Source organism: Rhodococcus kronopolitis, assembly GCF_042654025.1.
Lineage (GTDB): Bacteria > Actinomycetota > Actinomycetes > Mycobacteriales > Mycobacteriaceae > Rhodococcus_G > Rhodococcus_G kronopolitis.
In genome coordinates this window covers 75285-90319 of the sequence record NZ_JBHSFO010000015.1, presented here as the reverse complement: position 1 = coordinate 90319, position 15035 = coordinate 75285, and the positions used below count along the sequence as shown (strand labels likewise).

Below are 15035 nucleotides of genomic sequence, written 5' to 3'. Positions count from 1 at the left end.
AAAGAAGGGTCACTGTGGGCGATCTGTTGCTGTTGTTGTTGCCGGAGATGATCGGCCTGATCATCACGCCCGCCGCGATCGCGGGGTGTGTGCTGCTTTTGCAGTCGCACGAGCCGATCCGCAATGCGCTGAGCTTCGGCGCCGCATTCCTGTTGGTGTACACGGTGATCGGGGTGGCGGCACTGCTGGGCGGGGCCGGCGACCAGTCGGCGACCTCGCAGACCGTCTCGCACTGGGTCGGGGTCTGCGTCGGCGTGCTCTTCCTGGTCGTCGGCTTCGTCCAGTTGGCGAGGCGGACGAAACTCGGTGCGGAGAAGCCGAAGTGGATCGTCGAACTGGAGGAGGCCACGCCGCGGCGGTCGTTCGCGATCGGGTTGGTCCTGGCGAACCTCAATCCGAATCTGTTCATCATGCTCTCGGGGATGACCATCATCTCCAGTTCGGACTCGACCTGGCCGCAGGCCCTGTTGGGGACGGTGTTGCTGGTGCTGGCGGCGAGCCTGGACTTCCTGGTGCCGATCGGCGCCTACCTGCTGCTCGGGGACCGGGCGCGGCGCGGGCTGGACACCGCGAAGAACTGGATGGTCAGTCGCAACAAGGAACTCGGCGTGGCGGTGTTCCTCGGGTTCGGTGCGCTGTTCACGATCCGTGGTGTGCTGGCGTTGATCTAGAGCCCGTCACTGTTCGTCCTCCGGGTCGGCGTAGCACGGTCGCACCCCGACATCCATCGGGAACCGGACCGCGGTGTCGCCGAACAGGAGTCGGGTCGCCGCGGCCGTCGCGTCGAGCACGTGCCGGGTCGCGGCGTCGGCGTCGGCGTCGCGGCAGTGCACCACCACCTCGTCGTGCTGGAAGAACACCAGTTCGGCGTCGCGGTGCTCGCGGTCGTCGGCGAGCCGGCGTCGCAGCTCGGCCAGCAGGCACAGCGCCCACTCGGCGGCGGTGGCCTGGACGACGAAGTTGCGGGTGAACCGGCCACGGGCGTGCGCGTCGCCCTCGGACCACCAGGAATCGTCCGGCGGGGGACAGGCCCGGCCCAGCCACGAGTGCACCACCTCGCCGCGCTCGCCGGCCCGGGCCGCCTCCTCGACGTACTGCACCGCGACCGGGAAGCGCTTGCGCAGCATCGCGAGCAGCGAACGGGCCTCGCCCGCGGTCGCGCCGTAGAGCACCCCGAGGATGGCGACCTTGGCCTTGGCCCGGTCTCCGGCGAACACCTCGTCGGCCACCGGCTGGTAGAGGTCGTCGGCGCCCGCCGCCGCGACCATCAGCCTGTCGCCGGACATCGCCGCCAGGATGCGCGGCTCCAGCTGCCCGGCATCGGCCACCACGAAGGTGTGGCCGGGATCGGCAATGACGCTGGTGCGCACCGTCTTCGGGATCTGCAGTGCGCCACCGCCGCGGCTCGCCCAGCGGCCGGAGACCACGGCGCCAGGTACGTACACCGGCCGGAACCGGTCGTCGCGCACCCAGGACTCGAGCCACGCCCAGCCGTTGGTGCTGTACAGCTTCGCCAGGTCCCGGTACCGCAGCAACGGTTCGACGGCGGGATGGTCGACCTCGCGCAGCAGGTACGCCCGGGTGGAGGTGAGTTCGACGCCGTCCCGGGCGAACGCGTCCACCAGTTCGGGGTGCGAGGCCGGGTTGACCCGTCGACCGAAGGCGGCGTTGATCTCCTCGCCCACCGCCAGCATCCGCTGCGGCACCGCGTCGCCCGTCGTGCGCGGACCGAGTGTGCGGGTGAGGAATTCGTGGTGCGTGCGCGCGGAGAACGGCAGCCCGGTGTGGCCCATCTCCGCCGCCGCGAGCGCGCCCGCGGACTCCGCCGCGACCAGCAGTCGCAGCCGCGGGTCCGTCCCGATCCGGTCTAGTTGGTCCAGGTGCTCGGCGAGCACCTCGGCGGGGTCGCGGGCCGGGGTGACGTCGAACAGCCCCGGGCGGTCGTCGGCCGTCGCCGCGGTCTCGGCCGGTGGCCGGCCGGCCCGGGTGCGCAGCAGCGCGTCGGTCAGGGCCAGGTCGTGGCTGCGCCGCACGGTCAGTCCGGCGCGCAGCACCGCGGGGTAGACGGTCGCGGTGTCCGGCCACACCCAGCGCGGGTGCTCGCCGGGTTCGAGCGCGCGCACCGCGGCGACCGGGTCGGGGAAGGTCAGGGGTGCGCCGAGCGGGTGGCCGTCGTCGTCGGTGCGGGTCGCGCAGGTGTGCTCCGGCCCGGGCACCAACACGATCCTCATCGGCCCCAGTGTGCCGTGCCGCGGACCGCGTGGACTAGGCCGGGCTCTCGCCGTGCCGGATCTGCTCGCGATGCGCGGCGTACCGGATCGTCTCGTAGGAGACCAGCGTCAGCAGCACCGCGGCGAGCAGGCCGAGGGCGGCCAGTGCAGGCAGTCGACCGGCGACCGGGATGAGCGCCAGCAGCACCACCGCGGTCGAGATCCGGAGCAGGTTGACGGCCCCCATCGTCCCGGTGACGTAGGCCTTGAACGCCGCCAGCCCGAGGAGGTACACCGCCGGGCCGGCGAGCAGTGCCACCAGCGGCAGGCCGTGCAGGGGGTCGGTGAGCGAGTGGTGGCTGTCGTCCCCGGCGTAGTTGAGCACCTTCTTCAGGCCGACGGACAGCAACACCACGCCGACCACGATCGGCAGGTGCAGGAAGCTGTAGCCGCCCCGGGCCAATCTGATCTGCCGCTCGCCGGTCGCCGCGGCCAGGGCCCGCTCGGCGGCGAGGGTGGTGGTGTCGAAGTACGCCCACCAGAGCAGGCCGGAGACGGCCAGGCCCAGCATCGCCCCGACGATGATCGGCCAGGACACCGGCAGATGCGTCACCCCGACGCCGATCGAGACGATCGACTCGCCGAGCGCGATGATCACGATCAGGCCGTGGCGCTCGGCGAAGTGGCTCGGCGAGTTCAGTCGCCAGCCCTCGCCGCCGACCAGCGTGCCGAGGTAGTCGCCGACCAGTGCGGCCACCCACATGGCCGTCTGCGCGGCGCCGCTGAGCTGCGAGGCCACCAGCAGCAGGACCGTGCCGGTGGCCATCGACGGGACGAAGCGCAGGATCTGCCCGCGCAGCTGCGGGTCGCCTGCGCTGGCCAGCCAGAACGTCACCACGTGCATCAGCCGGACGAAGAAGTAGCCGACTGCGAACACCACCGGGCCGGGCAGCCCGCCGGGCAGGTCGTCGAAGGCCTCCGGGATGGTGACCGCGACGACGAACATCGCGCCCATCGCGAAGAACAGGGACACCCGGGCAAAGCCCTCGTCGGCGCGGATCACGTTGCCCAACCAGGCGTAGCCGATCCAGCACCACCACACCACGGCCATGGCGAGCAGCCCGCGGATCAGGCTCCTTGCAGACGTGTCGTCGGCGATCAGGCCGGTGACGCCGGTCAGTGCGAAGACGAAGACCAGATCGAAGAACAGCTCCAGGGGAGAGACCGACGAGCGGTCCGAGGTGGCCTGCAGTCGGACGCGTCTTGGGGTGTCCACCCGCCCATGCTGCCACCGATAGGAAAGGTGACGGGTGCCTGACGCAACCGTGTCGGATGCCGTCGGTAAGCTGACGAACTGGACTTCGTACCTGTTCCCCGACCCGGAGGTTGATTGGCGTGGCGCTCGTCGTGCAGAAGTACGGCGGATCCTCGGTGGCATCTGCCGAGCGCATCCGACGCGTCGCCGAACGGATTGTCGAGACCAAACGGGCGGGCAACGACGTGGTGGTCGTGGTCTCGGCCATGGGCGACACCACCGACGAGCTGCTTGACCTGGCACAACAGGTCTGCCCGTCGGGTCCGCCGGCGCGTGAGATGGACATGCTGCTGACCTCCGGGGAGCGCATCTCGAACTCGCTGGTCGCCATGGCGATCCACTCGTTCGGCGAGGAGGCCCGCTCCTTCACCGGTTCGCAGGCCGGCGTGATCACCACCGGTGCGCACGGCAACGCCAAGATCATCGACGTCACCCCGGGACGGGTCCGGGACGCGCTGGACGAGGGCTCGATCGTGCTGGTCGCCGGGTTCCAGGGCGTCAGCCAGGACAGCAAGGACGTCACCACCCTCGGCCGGGGCGGCTCGGACACCACCGCGGTCGCCCTCGCCGCCGCGCTCGACGCGGACGTCTGCGAGATCTACACCGACGTCGACGGCATCTTCAGCGCCGACCCGCGGATCGTCTCCGACGCGCAGAAGCTCGACACCGTCTCCTTCGAGGAGATGCTGGAGATGGCCGCGTGCGGGGCGAAGGTGCTCATGCTGCGCTGCGTCGAATACGCCCGTCGTTACAACGTGCCCGTGCACGTGCGTTCCTCGTACACCACCAAGCCCGGCACCATGGTGTCCGGATCGATGGAGGACATTCCAGTGGAAGAAGCCATCCTCACCGGCGTTGCTCACGACCGCAGCGAGGCGAAGGTCACCGTCGTCGGCCTGCCCGACGTGCCGGGCTACGCGGCCAAGGTGTTCCGGGCCGTCGCCGATGCCGAGATCAACATCGACATGGTGCTGCAGAACATCTCGAAGGTGGAGACCGGCAAGACCGACATCACCTTCACCCTGCCGAAGTCCGACCTGGCGGCCGCCGTGGAGAAGCTGACCGCGCTGCAGGCCGAGATCGGCTTCTCGGAGATGCTCTTCAACGAGGAGATCGGCAAGGTCTCGCTCGTCGGAGCCGGCATGAAGAGCCACCCCGGCGTCACCGCGACCTTCTGCGAGACGCTCGCCGAGGCCGGCATCAACATCGATCTCATCTCCACGTCCGAGATCCGGATCTCGGTGCTGGTCAAGGACACGGATCTCGACGACGCGGTGCGCGCGATCCACAAGGCATTCGATCTGGGCGGCGCCGAAGAGGCCGTCGTCCACGCGGGAACGGGACGCTAGAGATGGCACTGACAATTGCAGTGGTCGGCGCGACCGGGCAGGTCGGCGCCGTCATGCGCACGCTGCTCGAGGAGCGCAACTTCCCCGCCGACCGGGTGCGCTTCTTCGCCTCCGCCCGCTCGGCAGGCAGCACGATCGAGTTCCGCGGCGAGCAGATCGTCGTCGAAGACACCGCGGCCACCTCGGACGAGGACCTGGCGGGCATCGACATCGCGCTGTTCTCGGCCGGTGCCACGCTCTCGCGCGCGCAGGCCCAGCGGTTCGTCGCCGCAGGCGCCACGGTGATCGACAACTCGTCCGCCTGGCGCAAGGACCCCGAGGTCCCGCTGGTCGTCAGCGAGGTCAACCCGGAGGAGGCGCTGAGCCCGGCGAAGGGCATCATCGCCAACCCGAACTGCACCACGATGGCCGCGATGCCGGTGCTCAAGGTGCTGCACGACGAGGCAGGCCTGCAGCGGCTGATCATCAGCAGCTACCAGGCGGTGTCCGGCAGCGGGCTCGCGGGCGTCGAGGAGTTGGCCTCGCAGGCTCGCGCGGTCATCGGCGACGCCGAGAAGCTGGTGCACGACGGCGGCGCGGTCGCGTTCCCCGAGCCCAACGTGTACGTCGCGCCGATCGCGTTCGACGTGATCCCGCTGGCAGGCGCGCTGGTCGAGGACGGCAGCGGCGAGACCGACGAGGACCAGAAGCTGCGCAACGAGAGCCGCAAGATTCTCGGCCTGCCCGACCTGCTGGTCAGCGGAACCTGCGTGCGGGTCCCGGTGTTCACCGGGCACTCCCTGGCGATCAACGCCGAGTTCGGCAACCCGCTGTCCGTCGAGCGCGCCAAGGAACTGCTGGCGGACGCGCCGGGCGTCGAGCTCGTCGACGTGCCCACCCCGCTGCAGGCGGCGGGCTCCGACCCGTCGCTGGTCGGCCGGATCCGTCAGGACCCGGGCGTCCCCGGTGGCCGTGGACTGGCGCTGTTCGTCTGCGGCGACAACCTGCGCAAGGGTGCCGCGCTCAACACGATCCAGATCGCCGAGCTGCTCGTCAACAAGTAGCCGTCGACGTCATGCGGGCCGGTCACCTCCTCGAGGTGACCGGCCCGCATGCGTTCGTGGGTTGTCTGCGCGCGCCGCGAGCCGGTACCGCTCAGGCCGATCCCGGTCCGCCGCGGAGCACCCGGCCCACGATGCCCTCGTCCAGCGCCAGGGCCTTGACGATCGCGGCGGACCCGACGATCACCCCGGACAGCACGAACATCCAGCTGATGGTGGTGAAGACCAGGCCGAGCGAACCGAACTTGCTCTGCGCCGAGTCGGCCGCCAGTGGCAGGTAGACCCGGCCCGCGATCCGGACCACCGCCAGCCCGACGGCTGTCAGTGCGGCGGTCGCCCACAGCAACCGACCGGCCAGCCGACCCTCGGTGAGCAGGTACGGCACCGCCGTCCACAGTGCGAACCAGATGGCCAGTTCCAGGGCGAAGGCAAGTGGCACGTCGAACCAGTTCACCCCCGTCAGGTGCCGGGTGCCGCTGATCAGGCCGACGGAGATCGCCACGGCGAACAGCACGGCCACCCACCGCCAGCCGCGCCGGATGGACAGCGTCGGGATGTCCCAGACCCGGCCGTAGAGCCGGCCCAGCGCCCGGGCGAACGACGTGCCGGACAGGATCACCATGAGCAGACCGAACACGCCGAAGGTCGCGAACGTGGGGGAGTCGGCGCTGACGGCGTCGGCGGTCGCGGTGGTCAGCCCCATCGCGTAGGGGTTGACGCCGAACTGATCCGTCATGGTGCCCGCGACCGGGTCGAGGTTCCCGATGGTGCCGACCGCGATGATCACCGGCAGCACCGAGATGAACTCCTGCGCGGCGAGCGTCATGGCCCGGTCGGCCAGCTCGATGTCGACGATCGCCTGGATCGTCCGCGCGACCGTCCGGCCGACCGAGGTCCGCTTCAGCCAGCCCCGGGCCGTCTGCTTCTGGACCTCCAGGGCCTCCTTGGCCACGGCGACCGAGAGCTTCGAGGACTTCCGCGGGGGTTTCGGTTGCTTCGTCACGGGGACAGTCAACTCGACGTCCGGGACACGCGGCCGGCCGTGGTCGGTGGGGTCGTCCAGGTCAGGCGATGGCATTCGAGGTGCGGGCGCGGTCCGCCGGCCACCCGACGGTCAGGCCCCAGATGACGCCGACGTTCAGGGCGATCAGGATGACCGAGAGCCAGGGCTGGGTACCGATCCAGGTGAGCTGGCCGATCGCGTTGAGCAGTGCGAGCGTCACGCCGAATACCCGCGCCCAGGTGGCGCCCGCCAGCAGGCCGATCCCGGCGATCAGGAGCAGGACGCCCCAGATGATCAGGATCCAGCCGGCGCGGTCGTAGTCGAGGATGACCAGCTTCTCCTCGCCTGCGAAGATCCGGCTGGGCGCGGTGAGCGCGACGATCCCCTCGATGGCGTTGAAGGTGCCGATCATGAGGAGCATCAGGCCGGCGAATACGCCCCAGCCTCCGGGGGTCCTGTCGTCCATGGGGGTTCCTTCGTTCTGGGAGTGCGTGACGGCGGCGGTCGGATCAGAGGAAGAGCGCGACGATGACCGGTGCGGTGGTCAGGATGAGGGCGACCAGCGCGACGATGGCCACGACCTTGGTGCCGCCTTCGGACGACGGGTGATGTTCGTTCGACATGGCGTCGACGCTAGGAGCCCGCGACCGGTTCGGCGTCACCCGGAGCGGGTGAGGACGCCGCCGAGCGTGTCGCTGCGGGGGCATCGCCCGGGTGGATCGGGGAACAGGTGCACACTCGACGGATGAACGGTGGACAGGACGCATCGACGACGGGGGCACTGGACGGGATCCGGGTGCTCGAACTGGGGTCGCTGATCGCCGGCCCCTACGCCGGCCGGCTGCTCGGCGACCTGGGCGCGGACGTCATCAAGATCGAGGCGCCGGACCGGCCGGACCCGCTGCGCACGTGGGGTCAGGCCGAGCAGGACGGCCACCACTTCTTCTGGACGGTGCACGCCCGGAACAAGCGGTGCATCACCCTGGACCTGCGGGTGCCGGACGGCCAGCAGGTGTTCCTCGACCTGGTGGCGCAGTCGGACGTGGTGATCGAGAACTTCCGGCCGGGCACTCTCGAGCGGTGGGGCCTGGGGTACGACACGCTTGCGCAGCGCAATCCGGGCATCGTGCTGGCGAGGGTCTCGGGGTACGGCCAGACCGGACCGCTGGCCGGCCGTGCCGGGTACGCCTCGGTGGCCGAGGCGGTCAGCGGGTTCCGGCACCTCAACGGCTACCCGGATCAGCCGCCGCCGCGGATCGCGTTGTCCCTCGGGGACACCCTCGCCGGCATGTTCGCGGTGCAGGGGGTGCTGGCGGCGTTGGTCGCGCGCACTGCCACGGGACGCGGCCAGGTGGTGGACGTCGCGCTCAACGAGGCGTGCCTCGCGGTGCAGGAGTCCACCATCCCCGACTACGACCGCGGCGGAATTGTCCGCGGCCCGTCCGGAACCCGGCTCGAGGGCATCGCGCCGTCCAATCTCTACGCCACCCGCGACGGTAGCTGGGTGGTGATCGCGGCCAACCAGGACACCGTGTTCGCGCGGCTGTGTGCGGTGATGGGGCAGCCGGGCCTCGCCGCCGACGCGCGGTTCGCCGACCACGTGGCCCGCGGCCGCAATCAGGACGAGCTCGACGAGCTGATATCGAAATGGGTTGCCGAGCAGGATAGTTCGACGCTGGTGGACCGGCTCACCGATGCCGGGGTGGTGGCCGGGCCGGTGAACACCGTCGCCGACGTCGTCGAGGACCCGCAGCTGCTGGCGCGCGAGATGATCGTCGACCACTACGACGAACGGATCGGCGCGGCGGTGCGGGGCCCGGGGGTGGTGCCCAAGCTCAGCGCGACCCCGGGATCGGTGCGGTCCGCAGGCCCGCCGGTCCCCGGTACCCACAACGCCGAGGTGTACCGCGAACTGCTCGGCCGTGACGCCGAGGACCAGGCCCGGCTGCGCGCCGCGGGGGTGATCTGAGATGGCCGGTGTCGTATCGGAAGCTCCTGTGCGCGTGGACATCAGGGAGGTGGGCCTGCGTGACGGGCTGCAGAACGAGGCGCCGGTGAGCGTGGCGGCCAAGGCGCTGCTGCTCGACGCCGTCGTCGCCACCGGGGTTCGACGCGTCGAGGCCACCGCCTTCGTCTCGCCCCGGGCGGTGCCGAGCATGGCCGACGCCGAGCAGGTCGCGGCGCAGCTGCACCGGTGGCCGGGCGTGCGGTTCTCCGCGTTGGTCGCCAGCCCGAACGGCGCGCGGCGGGCCGTCGCGGCCGGCATCACCGACCTCGAGTATGTGGTGTCTGCGGGTGACGGTCACAGCCGCGCGAACGTGCGGATCGGCACCGAGGAGGCGACGGAGCAGGTCGCGGAGGTCGCCGCCGTGGTGCACGACGCCGGCGGGCGGGTCGAGGTCATCGTCGCGACCGCCTGGGACTGCCCCTTCGACGGCCCGACGCCGCCGGAGCGGGTGCTCCGGATCGTCGAGCGGGCGGTCGAGCTCGGCGCCGACGAGCTGGCGATCGCCGACACCATCGGCACCGCCACCCCGGTGCGGGTGCGGCGGCTGATCGGGGCGGTGCGCGAACGCGTCGGGCCGGTCGAGCTCGGCGCGCACTTCCACAACACCCGCGGTGCGGGACTGGCCTGCGCCGTCGCGGCGGTCGACGCGGGCGTGCTCCGGCTCGACGCGTCGACCGGGGGACTGGGCGGCTGCCCGTTCGCCCCGGGTGCCAGCGGCAACATCGCGACCGAGGAACTGGTCTACCTGTTGCAGGACATGGGCATCGAGACCGGCGTCGACCTGCAACGCTCGATCGACGCCGCCCGGGTCGCGCAGGGCGTGGTGGGGCACTCGGTGCCCAGCAACCTGCTGCGCGCCGGGGACCGGATGCGGTAGTCGGCCCGCCGGGTGGTGGTCAGCGGAGCTGGTCGCGGCGGACGAAGGTGCTGCCCAGGCTCCCGGCCGCCGCGCGCACCGCGGAGACGTGCAGCTCGGGCCGGAACCGGCTCGTCGGGCCGGTGACGCTGATCGCCGCGACCGGCTCGTCGTCGCGCCCGAGGACCGGGGCCGCCACGCACGTGATGCCCAGCGCCGACTCCTCGCGTTCGAACGCGACCCCGGTCTCGACCACCCGGGTCAGCTGGGTGCGCAGGATGCCGGGCGCCACCACGGTGTGCGGGGTGCGCCGGACCATCGGCGCCGAGAGCACCTCCCGCTGCAGCGCCGGACCGGAGTAGGCGAGCAGCGCCTTGCCGATCGCGGAGCAGTGCAACGGGATCCGGCCGCCGGTGCGGGACGGGGCGTTGGCCTGGCGGTGGCCGCCGATCTTCGCGACGTAGACGACGTCGTGGCCGTCCCGGATGCCGAGGTGCACGGTTTCGTGGGTCCGCTCGTACAGGTCCTGCAGGAACGGCATCGCCATCTCCAGGAGGCTGCGCTCGAGCGAGGCGAGCATGCCGAGTTCGAACAGTCCGCCGCTGAGCCGGTAGCCGCCGTCGACGCGGTCGAGGAGCCGGTTCGCGACCAGCTCGCCGGCGAGGCGGTGCACGGTCGCCTTGTGCAGCTCGGTCCGCCGGACGAGTTCGGCGAGGGGTACGGCCTGGTCCTCCGGGCGGAAGGAGCGCAGGATCGTCACCGCCTTGCCGAGGACGGTGTTGAGGTTCGCGGGACCGGACATTGTCCGAGCGTATCGCTGAGTGAGACGAATGGCTGGTGCGCCAGCTCTGGTGCGGTAACAGTTGTCGTCATGAGCCAGACCACGAATTCTATCGCGGCGAGCGAGTCCGACGTCGCCGCCGCCGCGGACCGCCTCGCGGCCGCCGCCGCGACCGGCGTGCCCTGCGCGCCGGTACGGGAACTGATCGGCGCCGACGACCTCGCCGCCGCCTACGCCGTGCAGCAGCGGGTCAACGACGGCCGGCTGGCCGCGGGCGCCCGCGTGGTGGGCCGCAAGATCGGCCTGACCTCGGTGGCCGTCCAGCAGCAGCTCGGCGTCAACCAGCCCGACCTCGGCGTCCTGTTCGACGACATGGACTTCGCGAACGGCTCCGACATCCCGATGAGCCGGCTGATCCAGCCCAAGATCGAGGGTGAGGTCGGGTTCGTGCTCGCCGCCGATCTCGCGGAGGGCCCGTTGGATGCGGCCCAGGTCCGCGGCGCGATCGACTACGCCGTCGCCGCCCTGGAGATCTGCGACAGCCGCGTCGAGAACTGGGACATCCGCTTCGGCGACACCGTCGCCGACAACGCGTCGTCCGGCGTGTACGTCCTCGGCACCGAGCGTCGCACCCTCGACGAGGTGACCCCGGTGGACGTGACCATGTCGATGGAGGTCGACGGCGTCGAGGTCTCCAGCGGCACCGGCGCGGCCTGCCTGGGCGACCCGATCGAGGCGGTGGTGTGGCTCGCCCGCGCCGCCCGCGATCTCGGCCAGCCGCTGCTCGCCGGTCAGGTCATCCTCTCGGGTGCCCTCGGCCCGATGGCGTCCGTCGCCGCGGGCAACACCGTCACCGTCACCGTGTCCGGACTCGGCACCGTTACCGCTCGATTCGTGGAAGAGAAGGAAGCATGAGCAAAGTCAAGGTCGCGATCATCGGATCGGGCAACATCGGCACCGACCTGATGATCAAGGTCCTCAACCATTCGGAGTACCTGGAGATGGGTGCCATGGTCGGCATCGATCCCGCGTCGGACGGACTGGCCCGCGCCGCCGCCCTCGGCGTGCCGATCACCGCGGAGGGCGTCGAGGGCCTGGTCGCCCTGCCGAACTTCGACGAGATCGAGATCGTCTTCGACGCGACGTCGGCGAAGGCACACGTCGTGAACAACGACCGTCTCGTCCCGCTCGGCAAGCGGATGATCGACCTCACCCCGGCCGCCATCGGCCCGTTCGTGATCCCCGCGGTCAACGGCGACGACCACCTCGACGCCCCGAACGTCAACATGGTCACCTGCGGTGGCCAGGCCACCATCCCGATGGTCGCGGCCGTCTCCCGGGTGGTCCCGGTGGCGTACGCCGAGATCGTGGCGTCGATCGCGTCCAAGTCGGCAGGCCCGGGTACCCGCGCCAACATCGATGAGTTCACCGAGACCACGTCCAGCGCGATCGTGTCCGTCGGCGGCGCCAAGCGCGGCAAGGCGATCATCATCCTCAACCCCGCCGAGCCGCCGCTGATCATGCGCGACACGGTGTTCTGCCTGGTCGACGCCCCGAACCCGGAGACGCACGACGAGATCCGTCAGTCCATCGAGAAGATGGTCGGCGACGTCTCCGCGTACGTGCCCGGCTACCGGCTCAAGCAGCAGGTCCAGATCACCGAGATCCCCGCCGACCAGCCGGTCGAGACCCTGGTCGTCGAGGGCAACCGCCCCACCCACCAGGTCTCGATCTTCCTCGAGGTCGAGGGCGCGGGCCACTACCTGCCGGCCTACGCGGGCAACCTCGACATCATGACCTCCGCCGGACAGCAGATCGCGGAGCGGATCGCACAGAAGAAGGAAGCCACCCGATGAGCAACCCCACCATCTTCGTCCAGGACGTCACCCTCCGGGACGGCATGCACGCGGTGCGCCACCGGATCTCGCCGGAGGACGTCAAGCGGATCGTGTCGGCCCTCGACGCCGCCGGTGTCGACGCCATCGAGGTCGCGCACGGTGACGGCCTCGCAGGCGGCTCCGTCAACTACGGCCCGGGCTCGCACACCGACTGGGAGTGGATCGAGGCCGCGGCCGAGTCCATCCAGAACGCCCGGCTGACCACCCTGCTGCTGCCCGGTGTCGGCACCATCGAGGAGCTCAAGCACGCCTACAAGCTGGGCGTGCGCTCGGTGCGCATCGCCACCCACTGCACCGAGGCCGACGTCTCCGCGCAGCACATCGAGACCGCCCGCGAGATCGGCATGGACGTCTCCGGCTTCCTGATGATGAGCCACATGGCGCCCGCCGAGGAGCTCGCGAAGCAGGCCAAGCTCATGGAGTCGTACGGCGCGCACTGCGTCTACGTCACCGACTCGGGCGGACGCCTGACCATGAACGGCGTCCGTGACCGGGTCCGTGCCTACAAGGACGTCCTCAACGAGGGCACCGAGATCGGCATCCACGCCCACGAGAACCTCTCCCTGTCGGTGGCCAACAGCGTCGTCGCGGTCGAGGAAGGCGTCTTCCGCGTCGACGCGTCGCTCGCCGGGCACGGCGCCGGTGCGGGCAACTGCCCCATCGAGCCTTTCATCGCGGTTGCGGACCTGCACGAGTGGAAGCACGGCTGCGACGTGTTCGCCCTGCAGGACGCCGCCGACGACATCGTCCGGCCGCTGCAGGACCGGCCGGTCCGCGTCGACCGCGAGACCCTCACCCTCGGCTACGCAGGCGTGTACTCGAGCTTCCTGCGGCACGCGGAGACGGCGTCGCAGCGCTACGGCATCGACGTGCGCACCCTGCTGCTCGAGGCGGGCAAGCGCAAGCTGGTCGGTGGCCAGGAGGACATGCTCGTCGACATCGCGCTGAACCTCGTCGCGGAGCGTGACGGCGCCAGCGCCTGAGCCTCTGTGCAGCTGTAAGGATCCGGGCGGGGCGCCCGGTCGTGGCCGAAGGCCGTGACCGGGCGCCCCGTTCCTTGTTGACGCGTCGAACCGCCGCGACGCCCGTCCGCACAGGTGCGGGCGCCCTCATCCGCGGAGGGTGAAATCGACTTCCGGCACGCCCGTTGTCCTCGCCGCCGGAGGACCATGCTCGTATGGCGTCGACCGAGGGAACCCAGCCGCTGGACGCGTCGGAGAGAGCGGAGCTGCTGCGACTACGGGCGCAGGTGGCCGAGAGCGCCGCGGTGCGGCATCGGGGGATGCGCAATGCGCTCCGATGGACGCTGTCGGGATTCCTGATCTTCCTGGTCGCGGTGCTGATGCTGGGGTCCCTGGTCGCGGGGTTCGCCCGCAGCGAGATCCTGGACACCGACCGGTACGTGCAGACGGTGACGCCGCTGGCGTCGGAACCGGCGGTGCAGGCGGACGTCGCGGACCAGGTCACCCGGCAGCTCTCCGAACGCCTCGACATCGAGAAGATCACCGCGGAGGCGTTGACCGCGCTCACCGAAACCGCCCCGCGGGTGCCGTCGCAGGTGGTGGGGTTGGCGCCGGTGATCGCGGGCCAGGCGGAGGGCTTCATCCACCAGACGGTGATGTCGGTGTTGGGCACCGAGCAGTTCGAGCGGGCCTGGGTGGACGCGAACCGGATCGCGCACCAGAAGCTCGTCGCGGTGGCGACCGGTGACACGAGCGTGGTGGAGATCGACGACAAGGGCACGGTCAGCCTGCCGCTCGGGCCGATCGTCGAGAACGTCACCACCGCGCTCAGCGAACGCGGCTTCGCGTTCGCGGACAAGGTCCCGAGCATCGACACGGAGTTCGTGCTCTTCCAGTCGCCGGACCTGGTCAAGGCGCAGCGAGTGGTGCGGGCCCTGGACCGGGCCGCCACCTGGCTGCCCTGGTTGGCCGTCGCCGCCGCGGTCGGCGCGGTGTTCGCGGCGCCGCGGGGCCGACGGCTGCGGGCGTTGTCGCTCGTCGGGCTCGGGGTGGCCGTCGCAACGGCGCTGCTCGGGCTGTCGCTGAACGTCGCCCGGTCGGTGTACATCGACGAGATCCCGAGCGACGTGCTCTCGCCGGCCGCCGCGTCGGCGATCGTCGACACGGTGAGCGTCCCGCTCAAGACGATGCTGCGGGCCTTCTTTGCCCTGGGGCTGGTGGTCGCGCTGGTCGGGTACCTCACCGGCGGTTCGCATTCCGCGTTGGCGGTGCGGGGCGGGTTCGGTCGCGGCGTGGACGCGCTGCGCCGGATGGGCTCGGACCGTCCGGCCCGGCCGTACGAGCTGTGGGCGGCTCGACTGCGGGTGCCGTTGCGGGTGGCCATCGGCGTCGTCGCGGTGGCGATCCTGCTGTTCTGGCGGTACCCGACCGGGCTGGTCGTCGCCCTGGTCGCGCTCGGCGCCGTCGTCGCGCTGGTGGTGCTCGAGGCGGTGGCACGGCCCGGCGTGGTCGCGGCGGAGGCCGCCGCGGACGTTGCCACGGACTCGCCGGTCGATCACTCCGGCTAGGCGCCTGAGCCGTCGTGTCGATTCGGCCGCCCGGCACGGTTCGGC

Annotated in this window: 14 protein-coding genes; 9 read left to right on the top strand and 5 right to left on the bottom strand. The window is 70.8% G+C overall.

The annotated features are described in order from the left end of the window. Positions 1-14 precede the first annotated feature (14 nt). Positions 15-671 carry a GAP family protein gene (locus ACFO6S_RS19960; RefSeq protein WP_378419722.1) on the top strand — a complete coding sequence of 219 codons (657 nt, stop codon included), beginning with the start codon at positions 15-17 and terminating at the stop codon, positions 669-671. Positions 672-677: 6 nt separating this feature from the next. Here ACFO6S_RS19960 and ACFO6S_RS19955 read toward each other — a convergent pair whose 3' ends face one another. Continuing rightward, a complete protein-coding gene (locus ACFO6S_RS19955) occupies positions 678-2231 on the bottom strand; it encodes a bifunctional 3'-5' exonuclease/DNA polymerase (protein WP_378419721.1) in 1554 nt (517 codons plus the stop codon). 34 nt (positions 2232-2265) lie between these two features. Continuing rightward, positions 2266-3486, bottom strand: coding sequence for a low temperature requirement protein A (locus ACFO6S_RS19950; RefSeq protein ID WP_378419720.1), 1221 nt, complete (start codon positions 3484-3486; stop codon positions 2266-2268). Positions 3487-3605: 119 nt separating this feature from the next. Between ACFO6S_RS19950 and ACFO6S_RS19945 the strand changes: the two genes are divergently transcribed. Next, positions 3606-4874, top strand: coding sequence for an aspartate kinase (locus ACFO6S_RS19945; protein WP_378419719.1), 1269 nt, complete (start codon positions 3606-3608; stop codon positions 4872-4874). Between the two features lie 2 nt (positions 4875-4876). Then, positions 4877-5917, top strand: a complete 1041-nt coding sequence (locus tag ACFO6S_RS19940; RefSeq protein WP_378419718.1) for an aspartate-semialdehyde dehydrogenase — start codon at positions 4877-4879, stop codon at positions 5915-5917. A gap of 91 nt (positions 5918-6008) precedes the next feature. On the opposite strand, the gene ACFO6S_RS19935 is transcribed toward ACFO6S_RS19940, so the two are convergent. Next, positions 6009-6917, bottom strand: coding sequence for a hypothetical protein (locus ACFO6S_RS19935; protein ID WP_378419717.1), 909 nt, complete (start codon positions 6915-6917; stop codon positions 6009-6011). 61 nt (positions 6918-6978) lie between these two features. Next, positions 6979-7383, bottom strand: a complete 405-nt coding sequence (locus ACFO6S_RS19930; RefSeq protein ID WP_378419716.1) for a DUF7144 family membrane protein — start codon at positions 7381-7383, stop codon at positions 6979-6981. Positions 7384-7662: 279 nt separating this feature from the next. On the opposite strand from ACFO6S_RS19930, the gene ACFO6S_RS19925 reads away from it, so the two are divergent. After that, the gene (locus tag ACFO6S_RS19925) at positions 7663-8886 is read left to right on the top strand and encodes a CaiB/BaiF CoA transferase family protein (protein ID WP_378419715.1); all 1224 of its coding nucleotides are present in this window, start codon (positions 7663-7665) and stop codon (positions 8884-8886) included. Position 8887: 1 nt separating this feature from the next. Continuing rightward, on the top strand, positions 8888-9802 hold the full coding sequence (locus ACFO6S_RS19920; protein ID WP_378419714.1) for a hydroxymethylglutaryl-CoA lyase: 915 nt from the start codon (positions 8888-8890) through the stop codon (positions 9800-9802). 19 nt (positions 9803-9821) lie between these two features. Here ACFO6S_RS19920 and ACFO6S_RS19915 read toward each other — a convergent pair whose 3' ends face one another. After that, positions 9822-10583 (bottom strand): IclR family transcriptional regulator, encoded by a 762-nt coding sequence (locus ACFO6S_RS19915; RefSeq protein ID WP_378419713.1) that lies wholly within the window; start codon positions 10581-10583, stop codon positions 9822-9824. Between the two features lie 69 nt (positions 10584-10652). Between ACFO6S_RS19915 and ACFO6S_RS19910 the strand changes: the two genes are divergently transcribed. The 4 genes from ACFO6S_RS19910 to ACFO6S_RS19895 all read left to right on the top strand — a co-directional run bounded on the left by ACFO6S_RS19910 (position 10653) and on the right by ACFO6S_RS19895 (position 14990). Continuing rightward, positions 10653-11477 (top strand): 2-keto-4-pentenoate hydratase, encoded by an 825-nt coding sequence (locus tag ACFO6S_RS19910; protein WP_378419712.1) that lies wholly within the window; start codon positions 10653-10655, stop codon positions 11475-11477. Continuing rightward, the gene (locus tag ACFO6S_RS19905; protein WP_378419711.1) at positions 11474-12418 is read left to right on the top strand and encodes an acetaldehyde dehydrogenase (acetylating); all 945 of its coding nucleotides are present in this window, start codon (positions 11474-11476) and stop codon (positions 12416-12418) included. Before ACFO6S_RS19910 ends, ACFO6S_RS19905 begins: the two co-directional genes overlap by 4 nt. Continuing rightward, positions 12415-13443 carry a 4-hydroxy-2-oxovalerate aldolase gene (gene dmpG / locus ACFO6S_RS19900; RefSeq protein WP_378419710.1) on the top strand — a complete coding sequence of 343 codons (1029 nt, stop codon included), beginning with the start codon at positions 12415-12417 and terminating at the stop codon, positions 13441-13443. Before ACFO6S_RS19905 ends, dmpG begins: the two co-directional genes overlap by 4 nt. A gap of 194 nt (positions 13444-13637) precedes the next feature. Further along, positions 13638-14990, top strand: coding sequence for a hypothetical protein (locus ACFO6S_RS19895; protein ID WP_378419709.1), 1353 nt, complete (start codon positions 13638-13640; stop codon positions 14988-14990). Positions 14991-15035: the final 45 nt, after the last annotated feature.